18 protein-coding genes are annotated in these 19,389 nt (G+C 67.6%); 14 read left to right on the forward strand and 4 right to left on the reverse strand.

What is annotated here, in order from left to right:
* The first annotated feature begins 202 nt into the window (after positions 1–202).
* A complete protein-coding gene (coq7, locus tag ASE39_RS16610) occupies positions 203–820 on the forward strand; it encodes a 2-polyprenyl-3-methyl-6-methoxy-1,4-benzoquinone monooxygenase (protein WP_057271884.1) in 618 nt (205 codons plus the stop codon).
* Between the two features lie 176 nt (positions 821–996).
* Here coq7 and ASE39_RS16615 read toward each other — a convergent pair whose 3' ends face one another.
* Positions 997–1,446, reverse strand: a complete 450-nt coding sequence (locus ASE39_RS16615) for an OsmC family protein (RefSeq protein ID WP_010462291.1) — start codon at positions 1,444–1,446, stop codon at positions 997–999.
* Between the two features lie 354 nt (positions 1,447–1,800).
* Between ASE39_RS16615 and ilvA the strand changes: the two genes are divergently transcribed.
* The 3 genes from ilvA to ASE39_RS16630 all read left to right on the forward strand — a co-directional run bounded on the left by ilvA (position 1,801) and on the right by ASE39_RS16630 (position 4,852).
* Positions 1,801–3,363, forward strand: a complete 1,563-nt coding sequence (ilvA, locus tag ASE39_RS16620; protein ID WP_057271885.1) for a threonine ammonia-lyase, biosynthetic — start codon at positions 1,801–1,803, stop codon at positions 3,361–3,363.
* Between the two features lie 83 nt (positions 3,364–3,446).
* Entirely contained in the window at positions 3,447–4,253 is an 807-nt protein-coding gene (cobS, locus tag ASE39_RS16625) for an adenosylcobinamide-GDP ribazoletransferase (RefSeq protein ID WP_057271886.1), read from the forward strand.
* Positions 4,250–4,852 carry a histidine phosphatase family protein gene (locus tag ASE39_RS16630; protein ID WP_082615486.1) on the forward strand — a complete coding sequence of 201 codons (603 nt, stop codon included), beginning with the start codon at positions 4,250–4,252 and terminating at the stop codon, positions 4,850–4,852. The genes cobS and ASE39_RS16630 overlap by 4 nt, the downstream gene beginning before the upstream one ends.
* A gap of 30 nt (positions 4,853–4,882) precedes the next feature.
* Here the strand turns inward: ASE39_RS16630 and ASE39_RS16635 are convergent, their stop codons facing one another.
* Positions 4,883–5,338, reverse strand: a complete 456-nt coding sequence (locus ASE39_RS16635) for a type II secretion system protein N (protein ID WP_010462298.1) — start codon at positions 5,336–5,338, stop codon at positions 4,883–4,885.
* Between the two features lie 72 nt (positions 5,339–5,410).
* Here ASE39_RS16635 and gspG point away from each other — a divergent pair, with 72 nt between their 5' ends.
* From gspG to ASE39_RS16685, 10 genes are all read left to right on the forward strand, one after another.
* A complete protein-coding gene (gspG, locus tag ASE39_RS16640; RefSeq protein ID WP_029413934.1) occupies positions 5,411–5,851 on the forward strand; it encodes a type II secretion system major pseudopilin GspG in 441 nt (146 codons plus the stop codon).
* A gap of 138 nt (positions 5,852–5,989) precedes the next feature.
* A complete protein-coding gene (locus tag ASE39_RS16645; protein WP_010462302.1) occupies positions 5,990–6,421 on the forward strand; it encodes a prepilin-type N-terminal cleavage/methylation domain-containing protein in 432 nt (143 codons plus the stop codon).
* A complete protein-coding gene (gene gspI, locus ASE39_RS16650) occupies positions 6,418–6,801 on the forward strand; it encodes a type II secretion system minor pseudopilin GspI (RefSeq protein ID WP_057271887.1) in 384 nt (127 codons plus the stop codon). Before ASE39_RS16645 ends, gspI begins: the two co-directional genes overlap by 4 nt.
* An 82-nt stretch (positions 6,802–6,883) precedes the next feature.
* Positions 6,884–7,561, forward strand: coding sequence for a prepilin-type N-terminal cleavage/methylation domain-containing protein (locus ASE39_RS16655; protein ID WP_242421473.1), 678 nt, complete (start codon positions 6,884–6,886; stop codon positions 7,559–7,561).
* A gap of 2 nt (positions 7,562–7,563) precedes the next feature.
* Complete coding sequence (gene gspK / locus ASE39_RS16660; RefSeq protein ID WP_158004261.1) at positions 7,564–8,682, forward strand: type II secretion system minor pseudopilin GspK; 1,119 nt, start codon at positions 7,564–7,566, stop codon at positions 8,680–8,682.
* Between the two features lie 82 nt (positions 8,683–8,764).
* The gene (gene gspL, locus ASE39_RS16665) at positions 8,765–10,033 is read left to right on the forward strand and encodes a type II secretion system protein GspL (RefSeq protein ID WP_057271890.1); all 1,269 of its coding nucleotides are present in this window, start codon (positions 8,765–8,767) and stop codon (positions 10,031–10,033) included.
* Positions 10,030–10,581, forward strand: coding sequence for a type II secretion system protein GspM (gspM, locus tag ASE39_RS16670; protein ID WP_057271891.1), 552 nt, complete (start codon positions 10,030–10,032; stop codon positions 10,579–10,581). Before gspL ends, gspM begins: the two co-directional genes overlap by 4 nt.
* A gap of 32 nt (positions 10,582–10,613) precedes the next feature.
* The gene (gene gspN / locus ASE39_RS16675; protein WP_057271892.1) at positions 10,614–11,423 is read left to right on the forward strand and encodes a type II secretion system protein N; all 810 of its coding nucleotides are present in this window, start codon (positions 10,614–10,616) and stop codon (positions 11,421–11,423) included.
* A 4-nt stretch (positions 11,424–11,427) separates the two neighbouring features.
* On the forward strand, positions 11,428–14,019 hold the full coding sequence (gene gspD / locus ASE39_RS16680) for a type II secretion system secretin GspD (protein ID WP_082615488.1): 2,592 nt from the start codon (positions 11,428–11,430) through the stop codon (positions 14,017–14,019).
* A gap of 13 nt (positions 14,020–14,032) precedes the next feature.
* Positions 14,033–15,421, forward strand: coding sequence for an ATPase, T2SS/T4P/T4SS family (locus ASE39_RS16685; RefSeq protein WP_010462317.1), 1,389 nt, complete (start codon positions 14,033–14,035; stop codon positions 15,419–15,421).
* Between the two features lie 208 nt (positions 15,422–15,629).
* On the opposite strand, the gene ASE39_RS16690 is transcribed toward ASE39_RS16685, so the two are convergent.
* On the reverse strand, positions 15,630–17,288 hold the full coding sequence (locus tag ASE39_RS16690; RefSeq protein ID WP_057229072.1) for a methyl-accepting chemotaxis protein: 1,659 nt from the start codon (positions 17,286–17,288) through the stop codon (positions 15,630–15,632).
* A 181-nt stretch (positions 17,289–17,469) separates the two neighbouring features.
* Positions 17,470–19,350, reverse strand: a complete 1,881-nt coding sequence (gene thiC / locus ASE39_RS16695) for a phosphomethylpyrimidine synthase ThiC (protein ID WP_140426829.1) — start codon at positions 19,348–19,350, stop codon at positions 17,470–17,472.
* Positions 19,351–19,389: the final 39 nt, after the last annotated feature.

Below are 19,389 nucleotides of genomic sequence, written 5' to 3' on the forward strand. Positions count from 1 at the left end.
TATTGCACCAGACCCGGCCAGGTTTCGCAAAGGAATTCACCCACAATCGCCCCGAAAGGGGAAAATCGTTGCAGTGTTGCAACATTTCAATGAACAGCGGCAAAATCGATCTGCTCGCCTTGGGACGGCTTCCCGGCAGCCTCCGATATTTGTATCCAAGTGAAATTTGTGTTTCCGAGCCCTTGCCAATCTGAAAGCCTCCATGGACTCTTTGCTCACTGCCGCCGACACTGCCCTGCGCACCCTTTTTGCAACCCCCCGTGCCTCCGAACCCACGCCAGCGCGCGGCATGGAGGAAGGCACACTCGACCCTGCACAAAAGAAGCTGGCGGGGGCACTGATGCGCGTCAATCACGTGGGTGAAGTCTGTGCGCAAGCCCTTTACACGGCGCAGGCAGCCGTCACGCGCGACCCCGCACTCCGGGTTCACCTGCTGGAGGCCGCCCGCGAAGAAACAGACCACCTGGCATGGACCCAGCAGCGCCTGGACGCCCTGGGCGCGCGCCCCAGCCTGCTCAACCCCCTGTGGTTTGCGGGCGCCTTCGCGCTGGGGTTGGTCGCGGCCAAGGTCAGCGACCGGGCGAGCCTGGGTTTTGTGGCAGAAACGGAAAACCAGGTGGCGGCGCACCTGCAGAGCCATCTTGCACGGCTTCCCACGCAGGATCTGGCCTCGCGGGCCGTGGTGGCCCGCATGAAGGACGACGAGGAACGCCACGCGGCCCAGGCCCGGGCCTCCGGCGCGCTGGAGCTGCCGCCCCCCGCTCGGGCGGCGATGAAGGCAGCGGCCAAGGTGATGACCACCACCGCACACTACCTCTGACCGCTACCGCCCAGCGAACGCGCAGACGGGGACCGCAAAAGGTGCCGCGCGCCCACAGCCTCTGAAACTGGCGCAGCCCAGGCTAGGCCAGCAGACGCCATGGAACTGGCTTCGCCAGGCCACTGGCGTCGTCCCCCTGGGGGGAAGGCGCCGAAGGCGACTCAGGGGGGGTTATTTCATGCTTCGACCACCTCAAACCCGGTGGTGATCTCCGCCGTCTTGCCCAGCATGATGCTGGCCGAGCAATATTTGTCATGGCTCATGGCAATCGCGCGCTCCACCGCAGCGGGCGGGATGCCCTTGCCCGTCACGGTGAAGTGCATGTGGATCTTAGTGAACACCTTGGGGTCCGTCTGTGCACGTTCGGTGGTCAATTTGACGCTGCAGCCTCGCACATCGTGGCGGCCCCGCTTGAGGATCAGCACCACGTCGTAGGCCGTGCAGCCGCCCGTGCCGGCCAGCACGGTCTCCATGGGCCGGGGCGCCAGGTTCTGGCCGCCGTTGGCCGGATTGGCCGCGTCGGGCGCGCCGTCCATGGTCAAGACGTGGCCGCTGCCGGTCTCGGCCACAAAACCCATGCCGGAACGGGTTCCCGACCCGCCGGTCCAGCTGACTGTGCATTCCATTGTGTTTCTCCTGTGTGATACGTGGTTTTTTCGCACGGAATGGCCCGGCGAAACAAAAATTTGGTGTTGATTTTGCTGCAATGCAACAAGACTCGCGCTAAACTTCCCCCAAGCGCTGCTTTTTCTGGATAGAAAAGGCAGATGGCAAGAAGCCCGGCATCTGGATCTTGCCCCGCACCGATTGTCTCCTCCATCTCCTCAAAGGATGGATTAGCCCCAGGCCTCACGGCCCGGGGCTTTTTTTTGGCTGGACCGGCCGCGCAGCGGCCCCCACCGGCGAATCGGCCTGCAAAAACCGACCCCCTATGATGTGGACCCCCGCCGCTGCCCCGTGGCGGCCCCACCTGCCCTGCCATGACCCAGCACCTGACCCCCGCCGACTACCTGAAGAAAATCCTGACCGCCCGCGTGTACGACGTGGCGGTGGAGTCGGCCCTGGAGCCCGCCAAGAACCTCAGCCGCCGCCTGAACAACAAGGTGCTCTTGAAGCGCGAGGACCAGCAGGCGGTGTTCAGCTTCAAGCTGCGCGGCGCCTACAACAAGATGGCGCACCTCACGCCCGAGCAGCTCCAGCGCGGCGTAATCTGCGCCTCGGCCGGCAACCACGCCCAGGGCGTGGCCATGAGCGCCCACAAGCTCGGCACGCGCGCAGTGATCGTCATGCCGACCACCACGCCGCAGCTCAAGATCGACGCGGTGAAAACGCTGGGCGGCGAGGTCGTGTTGTTTGGCGAGAGCTATTCCGACGCCTACGGCCACTCGGTGAAGCTCGAGAAGGAACAGGGCCTGACCTTTGTGCACCCCTTTGATGACCCGGACGTGATTGCGGGCCAGGGCACCATCGCCATGGAGATCCTGCGCCAGCTGCAAAGCCTGGGCAGCAACCAGCTGGACGCCGTGTTCGTGGCCATCGGCGGTGGTGGGCTCATCTCGGGCGTGGCCAACTACATCAAGGCCGTGCGGCCCGAGATCAAGGTGATTGGCGTGCAGATGAACGACTCGGACGCCATGATCCAGTCCGTCAAGGCGCACGAGCGCGTGACGCTGGCAGACGTGGGCCTGTTCTCCGACGGCACCGCCGTGAAGCTGGTGGGCGAGGAAACCTTCCGCATCACCCACAGCGGCCTGGTGGACGAGTTCATCACGGTGGACACCGATGCCGTCTGCGCCGCCATCAAGGACATCTTCGTGGACACGCGCAGCATCGTCGAGCCCGCAGGGGCGCTGGCCGTGGCCGCCATCAAGCAGTATGTGGACACCCACAAGACCCAGGGCGAGACCTACGCCGCCATCCTGTGCGGCGCCAACATGAACTTCGACCGCTTGCGCTTCGTGGCCGAGCGCGCCGAGGTGGGCGAGGAGCGCGAGGCGCTGTTTGCGGTGACGATTCCCGAAGAGCGCGGCAGCTTCAAGCGCTTTTGTGAACTGGTGGGCGAACTGCCAGGTGGCACGCGCAACGTGACCGAGTTCAACTACCGCATCAGCGACGCCGCCCAGGCCCATGTGTTTGTGGGCCTGACCACGCAGGGCAAGGGCGAATCCGAAACCATCGCCCAGAACTTCAGCCTCCACGGCTTCGAAGCGCTGGACCTGACCCACGACGAGCTGGCCAAGGAACACCTGCGCCATCTGGTGGGCGGGCACTCGGCGCTGGCGCAGGACGAGCGGCTGATGCGCTTTACCTTCCCCGAGCGGCCGGGCGCGCTGCTCAAGTTTTTGAGCCTGATGCAGCCGACCTGGAACATCAGCCTGTTCCACTACCGCAACCAGGGCGCCGACTATGGCCGCATCCTCGTGGGCATGCAGGTGCCACCCGAGGACGCTGTCACGTTCGACGCCTTCCTGGCCACGCTGGGCTATCCGTATGTGGAAGAGACGCTGAACCCGGCCTACCGATTGTTCTTGCGTTCCAAATAACCAGAATATGGGTCAAATTGGCATCCAGCGCTTATCCAATAAGCGCTGGCAGCTATCAAATCTGACATAACCACCGCCAGCCCATGCAAGCCCTGCGCCACTACCTGCTGGCCGTGCAGTTCTTCACCCGCATTCCCGTCACCGGTCGGCTGGCAGACTGGGTGGGCTACAGCCCCGCCATGCTGCGGGCCAGCGCGGCGCATTTTCCGGGCATTGGCTGGCTGGCGGCACTGCTGTCCACCGCCGTGTATGCCGCGCTGCACTGGGCCCTGGCGCCCAATCCGCTCGCCCCGGCCGTGGCTGCCGTGTTCTGCACCATCGCCACGGTGCTGATGACCGGGGGTTTTCACGAAGACGGCCTGGCCGATGTGGCCGACGGCCTGGGCGGCAGTGCCGACCGCGAGCGGGCGCTCGACATCATGAAAGACTCGCGCATCGGCGCCTTCGGGGCCATGGCGCTGGTGCTGGCGCTGCTCGCCAAGCTCAGCCTGCTGGCACTGCTGGGTGCCCACAGCCTGCCGGCTGCGCTGGCCGGGCTGGTGGGCGCGCATGTGGTGTCGCGCTTCTGGCCGCTGCTCATCGTGCGCAAACTGCCGCATGTGGGCGACACGGCCCGGTCCAAAAGCAAGCCGCTGGCGGACCAGATCTCGGGCGCGGCGCTGGTGACGGCATTTTTATGGTGTTTTGTGCCGCTGGCGCTTGTCTGGCAAGCGCAAAAAGCTATATTTTTAATAGCGTCTATCCTGCTGAGTGCCCTCGCCGCCGCCTGGATGGCGCGCTGGTTTGCGCGCCGGCTGCAGGGCTTCACGGGGGATTGCCTGGGGGCCACGCAGCAGGTCAGCGAAATCGGCTTTTACCTGGGCGCGGCGCTGGCCTTGCGCTGGATGTGAAGCCCCTGGCTCAACCGCAGCGCGGTGCCCGCCTCTGGCTGGTGCGCCACGCCCAACCTCTGGTGGCACCCGGTACCTGCTATGGCGCGCTGGACATCCCCGCCGACCCCACCGCCACCCGCGCTGCCGCAGAACGCCTGGCCACCGCGTTGCCGACCCAGACGCGGGTGGTTCACTCTACGCTACAAAGATGTGAGCAGCTTGCGCAAGAACTGCAAGCGATGCGGCCTGATTTGACCCCACAACCCGACGCCCGCCTGCGCGAAATGGACTTTGGCAGCTGGGAGGGGCAGGCCTGGGATTCCATTGCCCGCAGCGACATCGACGCCTGGACAGCCGCATTTGCCCACTACCGCCCAGGCAAGGGGGAAAACCTGGCGGCGGTGCTGGCCCGCGTGGCGGCTGCGCTGCAGGACCACGGCCCCGGCGGCCATGCCCCCCGTGGGGCCACGCAGGATGTGGTGTGGATCACCCACGCCGGGGTCATCCGCAGTGTGGCGTGGCTGAAGGCGCACGGCAGCGGCGTGCTGCCGTGCCCGGAAGAATGGCCCGTCGCCGCGCCGGGCTGGGGCGAGTGGGAAAGAATCGACCTGGGCTAGCGCAAATGCCAGAAACCCGCAGCCCCGGAATCAACGCTTGAGCGGCATGTCCAGCGTGAGCGTGGCCGGGCCACCGGCTTCGCGCCCCAGCTGTGCCTGGCGTGGGCCCACCGCCTGCAGCAGCAGCCCCTCATCCACCGCCGTGCCCACCCGGAACGGCTTGGCGGGCTTGCCATCCACCGCGATCAGCGCGGCACCGCCCCCGCTGTTGCGGCCCGAAAGCACCCCGATCAGCGCGAACCGGCTGGCCAGCGTCGCCACCGGGGCGGCCGCCACCACACCCGGGGCTGCGGGCACAGCCCCCAACAGCCGGGCCAAGGCCTGCGCATCGGGCGCCACGGGCGCGGGCAGCACCACGGGCGCTGCGGTTCCGGCCGCAGGGGCCGACAGGCGCAGTCCCCAAAAGACCACGCTGGCGCCTGCGGCGGCCCATAGCGCCAGAGTCCCCAGGCGGACGCCCCATTTGCTGTACGTATTGGTCACCATGCGGGGATTATGATTCACGCGATTCGACCATCCGAGAGACCGCCAGCAGTGAACACTTCTTTTCCCCGCCTCTTGCGCTCCGCACACCACCGCCTGGCCAGGAATGTGGCCCGTGGCTTCACCCTCATCGAACTCATGGTGGTGCTCGTCATCATCGGCGTGCTGGCCGCCCTCATCGTGCCCAATGTGCTGGAACGTGCCGACGATGCCCGCGTGACCGCCGCCCGCACCGACATCACCAACATCATGCAGGCGCTCAAGCTGTACCGCCTGGACAACCAGCGCTACCCCACGGCCGAACAGGGCCTGCAGTCGCTCATCATCAAACCCACCTCGGGGCCGGTGCCCAACAACTGGAAGCTGTACCTCGAAAAACTGCCCAACGACCCCTGGGGCCGTCCGTACCAGTACCTGAACCCCGGCATCAAGGGCGAGATCGACGTGATGTCGTTCGGCGCCGATGGGCAGTCGGGCGGCGAAGGCAAGGACGCGGATGTTGGCAGCTGGCAGTAGTGTGGTCCCCACGGTCGCGCACTGCGTGTCGCTCCCTGCCCCCCGAGGGGGCCGGGCCTTGCTTGGGGCGGCCCGGCGCTGCGGCCGCTCGCCTTCTGGAAACGCCGCGACCGTTGCAACCTCACGTTGCATAGGCCCATGAACCGCTCACGCGGCTTCACCCTCCTTGAATTGCTGGTGGTCATCAGCATCATTGCCCTGGCCACGGCCGGGGTAGGGCTGGCGATGCGCGACAGCGGGCAGACGCTGGTCGAGCGCGAGGCGGCCCGGCTCGCGGCGCTGCTGGAATCCGCGCGGGCCCAGTCGCGCGCCGGGGGCATGCCTGTGCGCTGGCGTGCCGACGCGCGTGGTTTCCGGTTCGAGGGCCTGCCGCCCAGCGCACTGGCGGCAATGCCCGGCCAGTGGCTGGATGCAGGCACCACGGTGCGCGCGCCCACGCTGCTGGTGCTGGGGCCGGAGCCCCTCATTGGGCCCCAGCAGGTGCTGATCACCCACCACGCCTATCCCGAGCGCACGCTGCGCGTCGCTACCGACGGGGTGCGTCCCTTCACCGTCGAGACCGTCCAATGAACACCCCCCTGCCCCCCTGCCGCCGCAAGCGACTGCACGGCTTCACGCTGGTGGAGGTGCTGGTGGCGCTCAGCATCGTGGCCATCGCACTCATGGCGGGGCTGCAGGCCACCACGGCGCTCACGCGCAATGCGCTGCGCCAGTCAGACATCGTGCTGGCCCAGCTGTGCGCCGAGAACGAACTGGTCTATGCGCGCCTTTCACGCCAGATGCCCAGCGTGGGCGACAGCCAGCTCACCTGCGAACAGGCCGGGCGCCAGCTCACCGTGGCCCTGATCGTGCGGCCCACGCCCAACCCGAGCTTCCGCCGCATGGACGCGCAGGTGCTGGATGGCGACAACTCCATCCTGCGCATCTCCACCATCATCGGAAGGTATTGACCAGATGTCCCCCCTGAGTCGCTTCGCGCCTTCCCCCCTTGGGGGGGACGCACCCGGTGGCCTGGCAGAGCCAGTTCCACGGGTGCACTGGCCTCGCGCCGCGCCGGTTTTGAAAGGCGCGCGCGGCTTCACGCTGGTGGAGCTGCTGCTGGCCATTGCGGTGATGAGCCTGCTGGCCATCCTGAGCTGGCGGGGGCTTGATGGCATGGTGCGGGCGCAAGAGATCACGCGCCAGCGGGCCGACGAGATGCTGGTGCTGCAGTCGGCCCTGGGCCAGTGGGGCACGGACCTGGATGCACTGATGCCCATTGCCAACACCACGCCGCTCGACTGGGATGGCCAGGTGCTGCGTTTGACGCGGCGCAGCAGCGCGGTGCCCGACGAGGGCGCCCTGGTGGTGGCGTGGACGCGCCGGGGTGCCCAGGGTGTCGGCCAGTGGATGCGCTGGCAGTCGCCACCGGTGCGCACGCGCGCCGAATGGCAGGAAGCGTGGCAGCTGGCCGGGCAATGGGCGCGCAGCCCGGGCGAGGCCGAGCGGCGCCGTGAGATGACGCTGCTGCCACTGGAGGACTGGCAGATCTTTTATTACCGGGGCGGTGCGTGGTCCAACCCGCTGTCCAGCAGCGGCGCCACGCCGGCGGGCACCTCGGCCATCCCCGATGGCGTGCGCCTGCAGATCACCCTGCCGCCCGGCCAGGCGCTGGTGGGCCGGCTCACGCGCGACTGGGTGAACCCCGTGCTGGGTGGGGGGCGGACATGACAATGACAAGCCCCCCCCTGAGCAGCTGCGCCGCTTCCCCCCAGGGGGACGCCACCCGTGGCCTGGCAAAGCCAGTTCCACGGTGGCACTGGTCTGGGTCGCGCCAGTTTCACAGCGCCTCAGGGGGATTCCACACGTGGCCGCGCCCGGTTCGCAGGGAGCGCGGCGCTGCACTGCTGCTGGCCATGCTCACCGTCACCCTCGTGGCCACTTTCGCGGCGGCGTCCATGTGGCAGCAGTGGCGCGCGGTGGAGGTCGAGACGGCCGAGCGCGGCCGCGTGCAGTCCACCTGGATTCTGGTCGGCGCGCTCGACTGGTCGCGCCTGATCCTGCGCGAAGACGGCCGCTCGGGCGGCGCCGACCACCTGGCCGAGCCCTGGGCCGTGCCACTGCAGGAGGCGCGGCTGTCCACCTTTCTCGCGGCCGACAAGAACGTGAGCCAGGTGGACGACGCCACCACCGACACCACCGAGGCGTTTCTGTCGGGGCAGATTTCGGACATGCAGGGCCGGCTGAACCTGACCAACCTGGTCGATGGCGGCAATGTGCAAACCCTGACGCTGCGGCAGTTCACGCGGCTGTTCGAGCGCCTGGCACTTCCGCAGCAGGAACTGAGCCTGCTCACCGACGCTCTGCGGCGCGCGCAGGCCACCACCGGCGCCGACGTCAACACCGCCCCTCTTTTGCCCCCCACCATGTCCCAATTGGGCTGGCTGGGCCTGGCGCCCACCACCGTGGCCCGCCTGGCGCCCCACGTGACGCTGCTGCCCGTGCGCGCGCCGGTCAACCTCAACACCGCCGACATCGATGTGCTGCTGGCCGCCATCGACGGCCTGGACATGGCCAGTGCCCAAAAGATGCTGCAAGCCCGCGAAGCCCGGCATTTCCGCACGCTCAGCGAGGTGCGCGACCTGCTGGGCGCCAGCATCGACATCAATGAAGGCGCACATGCCGTGGCCTCCTCGTACTTCGAGGTGCGCGGCCGCCTGCGCCTGGGCGATGCCATGGTGGACGAGCGATCGCTGGTGCGCAAACAGGGCATCGAGGTCACAACGCTGTGGCGCGAACGGGGTGCTTTTGACCGCGAAACTGCCCCCGGCACGCCGGAGGCAACGCGCTGAAATCTGACACATCTGCAACACATCCGCAGGTTCGGCCCGCACCGTCAAGCCCGCCCCCTAAAATGGCCCGCAAAACCTGTCCATGAGCACCCTCATTCTTTTCCTGCCGCCGGCCCGTCCGGGGCCGGCCACCGAGTACAGCTACACGCTGACGGCGGACGGCCACACCGCCCTTCGCCACGCCATCGCCCCGGCCGCGCTGCTGCCCGAACCCACACGCCCTGGCGGCGAAGTGGTGGCCGTGGTGCCGGCGCGGGCACTGTCCTGGCAACGGGTGCAACTGCCGCCTGGCTTGGCATTGGGCGCGGGCCAGCAGACACCGCGCCTGAGGTCGGCCTTGGAGGGGCTGCTCGAAGACCGCGTGCTCGACGATGCAGCACAACTGCATTTCGCCATCCAGCCCGATGCAAATGCGGGCGAACCCGTGTGGGTGGCGGTGTGTGACCGCAACTGGTTGCGCGAAAACCTGCAGGCCCTGGAAGCCGCCGGCCGCCGTGTGTCGCGTGTCGTGCCTGAATTCGCCCCTGGCCCCACCCCCAGTGGCCGTCCCGAGCTGTGTGCCCTGGGCACCCCCGAAGACGCCTGCGTGGTGCTGACTGGCCAGGGTGCGGACCACGGCGTGGCCGTGTTGCCCCTGTCCATTGCCTCCGTGATGCTGGCCCGTGCCGGGCTGCCCCAGGATGCAGCCACGGACGAAGACAATGCACCGGTGGTGCGCGCCGAGCCTGCGGTCGCGGCCCTGGCAGAGCGCACCCTGGGCCAGCGCGTGGCACTGCTCACCGCCAGCCAGCGGGCGCTGGACGCCGCACGCGGCGACTGGGATCTGGCCCAGTTCGATCTGGCCAGCACAGGCCGCACCCGTGCACTGCGCAAGGCAGGCAGCCTGGCCAGCGCACTGCTGAATGCCCCACAGTGGCGCGCGGCGCGCTGGGGTGCGGGACTGCTGGTGGTGGCCCATCTGATCGGGCTCAATGCCTGGGCCTGGCAGGAGCGCCAGGCGCTGGCCGCCAAACAGGCAGCCGTTCGGTCCACGCTGACGCAGACTTTCCCCAAGGTGCAGGTCGTGGTGGACGCCCCGGTGCAGATGGAACGCGAACTGGCCCAGCTGCGGCAGGCGGCCGGTGCTGTATCGGCCCGTGACCTGGAGCCCTTGCTCGCTGCCGCTGGAGCAACCTTGCCCAGCGGCCGCCAGCCCACGGGCATCGAATACGCCCCCGGCGAGCTGCGCCTGCGCGGTGTCACGCTGGCCCCCGATGAAGAATCCGTGCTCTCGGCCCGCCTGCAGGCGGCGGGCTACCGGGCCCGGCTGGACGATGGCAGCCTGCTGCTGCGCGCGGAAGGCACACCATGACCACCATTACCTCCCCCGCCCTGCGCGCCCGCTGGCAGGCCCTGGCCCCGCGTGAGCAAAACATGGTCCTTGCCGCGGGTGGCCTCATCGCCTTCGCCCTGCTGTGGTGGCTGGCCGTGGCACCGGCCCTGTCCACGCTGCGCGCCGCGCCAGCGCGCCACGCCGAGCTGGACACACAGTTGCAGCGCATGCAAGGCCTGCGCTCCGAGGCGCAGCAGCTGCAGTCGGCCCCGCGCAATACGCGCGGCGATTCCGTCGGTGCGCTGCGCACGGCGCTCGCACAACGCCTGGGCAATGCGGCCCAGCTCAACGTGGTGGGCGACCGCGCCACCGTCACGCTCAAGGGCGCCCCCGCCGACGCGCTGGCCCAGTGGCTGGCCCAGGCACGCAGCAACGCCCGCGCCGCCCCGGTGGAAGCGCGCCTGACCCGCAGCACCGCCGCGGCAAGCCCCGCGCCCAACGCCCCAGTCCCCCTGGGCGGCGCGGCCGCTGCGATGCCACGCTGGGACGGAACCCTGGTGCTGGCCCTGCCGCCAGCCCAGCCCTGAATCGACCCACCGGCACCAGACCCCCTCTCCCAGTGGCCACCTCCCTCCGACACAGAAAACCCATCACCCGCGCGCCCCGCAGCGCATGGGCCTGGGCGCTGACAGGCGCCGTAGCGGGCGTATTGCCTGCCGTGGTGGTGTTTGCGCCAGCGCACTGGCTGGCGCAAAGCGTGGCCAGCGCCACGGGCGGGCAGGTGCAGCTGCTGCAATCGCGGGGTACGGTCTGGACGGGCTCTGCACAGCTGGTGCTGACGGGGGGCGCTGCCAGCCAGGACAGCGCCGCCCTGCCCGGCCGCCTGGACTGGCGAATTCGCCCCAGCTGGAGTGGCCTGCACGCGCAGCTGCATGCCAGTTGCTGCACCCCCACACCACTGCAGCTGCAAGCGAGTGCAGGCTGGTCTGGCACGCGCCTGACCGTGATCGACGGCGAGAGCCTGTGGCCAGCCTCCGTGCTGACCGGGCTGGGCACGCCCTGGAACACCCTGCAGCCCCAGGGCCAGCTGGCGCTGCAGACCCGCGGCTTCACCCTTCGGTGGAGTGCCGGGCGCATGTCCCTGGCGGGCCAGGTGCAGCTGGATGCCCGGGCCATGTCATCCCGCCTGTCCACCCTGCGCCCCATGGGCAGCTACCGGCTCGCGGTGCAGGGCGGCGAGGTGCCCACGCTCACCCTGAGCACGCTGGACGGGCACCTGCAGTTGAATGGTTCCGGCCAGTGGGTGGGCAACCGCCTGCGCTTTGCGGGCGAAGCCAGTGCCGCCCCCGAGCGCGAAGCAGCCCTGTCGAATCTTCTGAACATCATTGGACGGCGCAGCGGCGCGCGCTCCATCATCACCGTGGGTTGAACCTATGAACTCCTTGTTGTCACCACGTCTGGGTTTTGCTCTTAAAGCAATAGCAGCTAGCGCATTACTGGCATGCGCCAGTGGCCAAATTGTTGCCCAAACCGCCATCGATACCGGCACGGGCAGCGTGCGCGCCGGCGAGCCCGTCACCCTGAATTTCGCCAACGCCGAGATCGAAGCCGTGGCGCGCACCATGGCCACCATCACGGGCCGCAATGTGGTCGTGGACCCGCGCGTGAAGGGCCAGCTCAACCTAGTCACCGAACGCGCCGTGACACCCGCCGCCGCCTTCCAGCAGTTCCTGGCAGCGCTGCGGCTGCAGGGCTTCACGGTGGTGGAGGCTGCAGGCCTGTACAAGGTGGTGCCCGAAGCCGACGCCAAGCTGCAGGGCGGCAGCGTGAGCGTGGTACAGGGCAGCTCTGGCAGCGCCCCCGGTGGCGGGCAGATCGTCACGCAGATCTTCAAGCTCAACTTCGAGAACGCCGCCAACCTCGTGCCGGTGCTGCGCCCGCTGATCAGCCCCAACAACACCATCAACGTGAACCCCGGCAACAACTCGCTGGTGATCACCGACTACGCCGACAACCTGCAGCGCCTGGCGCGCATCGTGGCGGCCATGGATGTCTCCAACGCCAGCGACGTGGAGGTGATTCCGCTGCGCAACGCCATCGCCACCGACCTCGCGCCATTGGTGGCGCGCCTGATCGATGGCGGCAGCGGCGCCGCACCGGTCGCAGCACAGGGGCAGGCCGACACCTCGTTCAAGACCACGCTGATTGCCGAGCCGCGCAGCAACTCGCTGATCCTGCGGGCCGCCAACCCGGCCCGCGTGGCCCAGGTGCGGGCGCTGGTAGCCCAGCTCGACCAGGCCCCCGCACCCGGCAGCAGCGCATCCACCGGCAACATCCATGTGGTGTACCTGAAGAACGCCGACGCCACCAAGCTGGCCACCACGCTGCGCGCGGCCATGGCCGCCATGGGCACGGGCGGCAACACAGGTGGCGGCAGCGCAGGTGGCAGCGCCGCCGCACCGGTTGCCCCCAGCGGTGGCCTGGGCGGCGGCAGCAACAGCGGCAGCATCCTGAACACGGGCAGCGGGCTGTCGGGCAGCAATACAGGGGGCCTGGGCACTGGCGGCAACACGATGGGCACCAGCAGCACCAACAACAACCAGCCCTCCACGGGCGGCCAGATCCAGGCCGACCCCACCACCAATTCGCTCATCATCACGGCACCCGAGCCGCTGTACCGCCAGCTGCGCGCGGTCATCGACAAACTGGACGGGCGGCGTGCGCAGGTGCTGGTCGAAAGCCTGATCGTGGAAGTGTCGGCCAACAAGGTGGCCCAGTTCGGCATCCAGTGGCAGGGCATCCTGGGCAAGCAGGGCGATGGCACCGTGGGCGTGATCGGCACCAACTCCGGTGCGGCCGGCGCCAACATCCTGGGGTTGACGGCCGCGCTCGCGTCAGGCAGCGCCACCAGTATCGCCACAGCAGCCACCGGGCTGGGCGGCGGCATGAATCTGGCGCTAGCGCCGCGCGTCAACGGCCAGTACTACCTGGGCGCGCTGGCCAACTTCCTGCAGAACAGCGGCGACGCCAATGTGCTCTCCACCCCCAACCTGATGACGCTGGACAACGAGGAGGCGCGCATCCTCATCGGCGACAACGTGCCCTTCGTCACGGGCTCGTATGCGAACACCGGCAACAGTGGCACCGTGAACCCGTTCAACACCGTGGAGCGCAAGGACGTGGGCCTGATGCTCAAGGTGCGCCCGCAAATTGGCGAGAACGGCACCGTGAAGATGGCGATCTACCAGGAGATCTCCAAGATCGACCGCTCCACCCTGTCCAACGCCACCGGCCCCACCACTAGCAAACGTGCGGTCGAATCGAACGTGGTGGTGGACGACGGCAGCATCATCGTCATCGGCGGCCTGCTGGAGGACACCTACTCGCAGGGCGAGGACAAGGTGCCCCTGATGGGCGACCTGCCCGTGGTGGGCAGCCTGTTCAAGAGCGAGAACCGCTCGCGCCGCAAAACCAATCTGATGATCTTCCTGCGCCCCATCGTAGTGCGTGACAACGCCACCAGCGACGCATTGGTCGTGGACCGTTATGAGGCCATCCGTGCCTTGCAGCACACCACACAGCCTGGCCCCAGCCTGATGATGGGCACGGTCTCTGGCGCCCCCATCCTGCCCGCGCTGCCCGAGCGGGCGCCTTCGGCCCCCAGTCCTGCGTCCGTGCAGCCCGCCGTGCCGGTGCCCCTGCAGCCGCTCGCCCCCGTGGCACCACCGACCCCACCTGCACCGCAAAGCAGCGCACCCGCCGCCCCGGCGGTCCAGGCACAGGCCCCGGCACCTCAGTACTACGTGAATGTGGGCGTGTTCGGCAAGGACGCGGAGTCGCGCACCGCCATGACCAAGCTGCGCAGCGCGGCCCTGCCCCTGTCCATCCAATCGGTAGACACCAACCGTGGCACGCTCACCCGCGTGCGGGTCGGCCCCTACAACTCCGAAGACGCTGCCAATGCGGCAGCCGCCACCGTGCGCAGTCTGGCACTCAACGCCACGGTCTCGCCCCAGGCGCTCTGAGGGACCCACACCCATGCGCCATCCCCTGCCCTACGCCTTTGCCCGCACCGCCCAGCTGCTGCTGGAGGACGACGGCCACCACCTGGTGCTGTGGCATGGCCCCCACCCCGACGCGGGGGCGCTGTCGGAGGTGTTGCGCAAGCACGCCGTGCAGCAGCTGCTGCCACTCGACGCCCCGGCATTGGCCCAGCGCATCAGTGCCGTGTATTCGCACAGCGAATCGAGTGCGGCCACGGTGGTGAGCGAGGTCGAGAGCGATGCCGACCTCTCGCGCATGATGCAGGAACTGCCCGCCGTGGAGGACTTGCTGGAGTCCGCCGGCGACGCGCCCATCATCCGCATGCTCAATGCCCTGCTCACGCAGGCCGCGCGCGACGGAGCAAGCGACATCCACATCGAACCCTACGAGCGCCATTCCAGCGTGCGCTTTCGGGTGGACGGCACGCTGCGCGAGGTGGTGCAGCCCAACCGCGCCCTGCACGCCGCCCTGATCTCGCGCCTGAAGATCATGGCCGACCTCGACATCAGTGAAAAACGGCTGCCGCAGGACGGCCGCATCAGCCTGCGCCTGGGCACCCGCGCCATCGACGTGCGCGTGTCCACGCTGCCCAGCGCCCACGGCGAACGTGCGGTGCTGCGCCTGCTGGACAAGAGCGAAAGCAAGCTCAGCCTGGAAGCCGTGGGCATGCAGGGCGACACCTTGCGCCGCTTCGAAGGCCTCATCTCGCAGCCGCACGGCATCATCCTGGTGACCGGGCCCACGGGCTCGGGCAAGACGACCACGCTGTATGCGGGCCTGGGGCGCCTGGACGCCACGCGCAACAACATCATGACGGTGGAAGACCCCATCGAATACGAGCTGCCGGGCGTGGGGCAGACGCAGGTCAACAGCAAGATCGAGCTGACCTTTGCGAAGGCCCTGCGCGCCATCCTGCGGCAGGACCCGGACATCATCATGATCGGTGAAATCCGCGACTTCGAGACCGCGCAGATCGCCATCCAGGCCTCACTGACGGGCCACCTGGTGCTGGCCACGCTGCACACCAACGACGCCGCCAGCGCCGTGACGCGCCTGACCGACATGGGGGTGGAGCCGTTCCTGCTGTCGTCCTCGCTGCTGGGGGTGCTAGCGCAGCGCCTGGTGCGCAAGTACTGCAGCCATTGCCAGGGCAGCGGGTGCGATCACTGCGGCCAGACGGGCTATACGGGCCGCACCGGCGTGTTCGAGCTGCTGGTGACCACGGACGCGATCCGCGCGCAGATCCACAACCAGGCGTCCGAAGCCGACATTCGCACCGCAGCGCTGGCGGGTGGCATGGCCCTGATGCGCGACGATGGCGAGCGGCTGATTGCCGCGGGCATTACCAGCCGTGAAGAAGTGCTGCGGGTAACCAGGGACTGAGATGCCCCCTGAGCCGCGGCGCGGCTTCCCCCGAAGGGGGACGTAGCCGGTGGCCTGGCAAAACCAGCTCCACGGGTGCACTGGCCTGGGGCGCGCCAGTTGCAAGCGCTGTGGGGTTGCGCAAAACCATGGCAAGCCACCATCTACTATTATTTTGATAGCTACCAGCGCTTGATGGACAAGCGCCAGCTGCCAAAAATACCTAAAACTACCGTATCCGCAGCGCGGGCCGGCGCGGCGCCTGGGCCACGGCTGGTGCAGAGGGCGCTGCTGCTGCCGCGCTGAAGGCCGATGGTGTGGAAACACCGCCGTCCTGCAGCTTGAACTGACTGACCGCGCTGCTCAGGTGCAGGGCCTGTTCGCGCAGCGACTCGGAAGCAGCGGTGGACTCTTCCACCAGCGCGGCGTTCTGCTGCGTCATCTGGTCGAGCTGGCCCACGGCTTGGCTGATCTGGCCGATGTTGTCGCTTTGCTCGGCCGACGAGGCGGTGATCTCCGCAATGATGTCGGACACCCGGCGCACGCTGCTGACGATCTCGGTCATGGTCTGCCCGGCCTGACTGACCAGGCGCGAGCCGTCTTCGACGCGTTCCACCGACGAACCGATCAGGCCCTTGATCTCCTTGGCCGCCTCGGCACTGCGCTGCGCAAGGTTGCGCACCTCGCTCGCCACCACGGCAAAACCCCGGCCCTGTTCGCCGGCGCGCGCGGCCTCGACGGCGGCGTTGAGCGCGAGGATGTTGGTCTGGAATGCAATGGAGTCGATCACGCCCGTGATGTCGGCGATCTTGCGCGAGCTGGTGGTGATCTGGTCCATGGTGGTGACCACCTGCGACACCACGGCACCACCACGCGCGGCCACTTCGGCGGCCGACGAGGCGAAGTCGCTGGCCTGGCGGGAGGACTGCGCGCTTTGCTGCACGGTGCTGGTCAACAGCTCCATGGACGAGGCTGTTTCCTCCAGGTTGGCCGCTGTCTGCTCGGTGCGGTGGCTCAGGTCGTGGTTGCCGCTGGCGATCTCGGAGCTGGCGGTGGTGATGTTGCCTGCCGAGTCCTGCACCTGGCGCACCAGGCCACGCAGGGCATCCTGCATGCGGCCCATGGCCGAAACCAGCTGGCCGACCTCGTCCTGGTTCATGGCCGCCACGTCCCGCGAGAGGTCGCCACTGGCAATGCGGTCGGCCAGCTCCTGCGCCTGGCCCAGGGACCGGGTAATGGAGCGCACGCTGAAAAACGTGAGCGGAATCAGTACCGCCAGCCCGAGCAGCAGCCCGATGCCAATGAGGGCAGACATCGTGGAGGTGCGCGACTCCACACCTTCGCGGGCTTCATCCATCCGCGCACGGGCCGTGGCGGACAGGCTGGAGAACAGCTTGTCGGTGGCCTCCATGTGCACTTTCAGGCGGTCTGCGTAGGCACCACCGCCTGCACCATCGAGCTGGGCACGCTCAATCTGCTCGAAGATCGGCGAGATGCCAGTTTCGTACTGCTTGATCTCGTCCAGGGATTTATCGATGGACGCGACGAACTCCGTGTCGCCCGACTGGACCTGGCGCACATCGGCCAGGCTCTTGCGCAGGGCGGCCAGGGTCTTGGCCCAGGACTCGCGCAAGGCCGAGACCTCCACCGAGTTGTTGAAATTGATGATGATGTCTTTTTCGGTCCGGCGCAGGTCCCCCAGCGTGGTGCGCAGATCCGACATGTCCGTGAGGGTCTGCACTCGCTGCGAGAACAGCACCTGCAGCGTGCCGCGCGTGCGGTCCAGCGCCACATAACCCATGGCGCCAATGACAACGAGAAGAATCAGGGAAAAAACGGTCCCGAAGTAAAGGCGCGTGCGGATGGAGAAGCGGCCGAGAGCATTCATGGCTCTTCCTTACATTTTTTAACAGACAACTCAGCATAGCAAATTTAGTGCCACACACCATCCTCCCGATCTTCTGAACCGGGGGTGGGCGGGACTATAGAGCGAGCGCTGTCGTCTGCCGCACAGGGTAAGCACGGCCCCGGGCCCTGGTGCAGGGAATCCCCGGGGGTAGTAGGCGGGCTTATGCAGCCGGTGTTACAGGAATGTAGAGCTGCCCGCCCAGGCGCTGGAATTCCACCGCCTTGGTCTCCATGCCCTGGGCCAGGGCATCCGCCTCCGCCATGCCTTTTTGCGCAGCAAAGTCGCGCACTTCCTGCGTGATCTTCATCGAGCAGAACTTCGGTCCACACATCGAGCAGAAATGCGCCACCTTGGCCGAGTCCTTGGGCAGGGTTTCGTCGTGGTATTCCTTGGCGGTCTCCGGGTCCAGGCCCAGGTTGAACTGGTCTTGCCAGCGGAAGTCGAAGCGCGCCTGGCTCAGCGCGTCGTCGCGCGAGCGGGCGCCCGGGTGTCCCTTGGCCACATCGGCAGCGTGGGCGGCGATCTTGTACGCAATGATCCCTTGCTTCACGTCGTCGCGGTCGGGCAGGCCCAGGTGCTCCTTGGGTGTCACGTAGCACAGCATGGCCGTGCCCATCCAGCCGATCATGGCCGCGCCGATGGCCGAGGCAATGTGGTCGTAGCCCGGTGCGATGTCGATCGTCAGCGGGCCCAGAGTGTAGAAAGGCGCCTCGTGACAGGTCTTGAGCTGCTCGGTCATGTTGGCCTGGATCATGTGCATGGGCACATGGCCGGGGCCTTCGATCATGGTCTGCACGTCGTGTTTCCAGGCCACTTGCGTGAGCTCGCCCAGCGTGTGCAGCTCGGCAAACTGGGCTTCGTCGTTGGCGTCTGAAGCGCAGCCGGGGCGCAGGCCATCACCCAGGCTGAACGACACGTCGTATGCCTTCATGATGTCGCAGATGTCCTCGAAGTGCTCGTACAGGAAGCTCTCTCGGTGGTGCGTCATGCACCACTTGGCCATGATGGAGCCCCCGCGCGAGACGATGCCCGTGCGGCGGTTGGCCGTGAGGTGGATGTAGGCCAGGCGCACACCCGCGTGGATGGTGAAGTAGTCCACCCCCTGCTCGGCCTGCTCGATGAGCGTGTCGCGGAAGATTTCCCAGGTCAGGTCTTCGGCCACGCCACCCACCTTCTCCAGCGCCTGGTAGATCGGCACGGTGCCGATGGGCACCGGGCTGTTGCGCACGATCCAGTCGCGCGTGGTGTGGATGTTCTTGCCGGTCGACAGGTCCATCACGTTGTCAGCGCCCCAGCGGATCGCCCACACGAGCTTTTCCACTTCCTCTTCAATGCTCGACGTGACGGCCGAGTTGCCGATGTTGGCGTTGATCTTGACCAGGAAGTTGCGGCCAATCGCCATCGGCTCCACCTCGGGGTGGTTGATGTTGGCGGGGATGATGGCGCGGCCCCGGGCCACTTCGTCGCGCACGAACTCGGGGGTGATGATGCGCGGGATGCTGGCCCCCAGGGGGTTACCCATGAGGCGCTGCTCACGGCCAGCGTCGGCCATGTACTGCTCCATCCACTCGCGCTTGCCGTTTTCGCGAATGGCCACGTATTCCATCTCGGGGGTGATGATGCCTTTGCGGGCGTAGTGCATCTGCGTCACATTAGCACCACTTTTGGCCCGCAGAGGCTTGCGCTGCAGCGCGGCGGCCTCGGCGCGCAGCTGGGCCAGGCGGGTGGCGTCTTCGCTCTTTTGGCCGTCGTCCAGCGCCACAGGCGCGCGGCCTTCGTAGTGCTCCACATCACCACGGCCGGTGATCCAGCCACCTCGCACGCTGGACAGGCCCTTGCGCACATCGATCGCAGCCTCGGGGTCGGTATACGGGCCGGAGGTGTCGTACACGCTGACCAGTTCGCCATTGGTCAGCGCAATGTCGCGCACGGGCACGCGCAGACCGGTGTGCAGGTGGCCGGGCAGGTAGGCCTTGCGCGATGCAGGAAAGGGTTCGCGCGTGCTTGCGAGCAACTCGGCGAACTTCTCGGGGGTGGCCAGCTTGGCGTGGGGGTCGGGGGCGTTCATGGGCAGGTCTCC

Source organism: Acidovorax sp. Root267 (assembly GCF_001429215.1).
GTDB lineage: Bacteria > Pseudomonadota > Gammaproteobacteria > Burkholderiales > Burkholderiaceae_C > Acidovorax > Acidovorax radicis.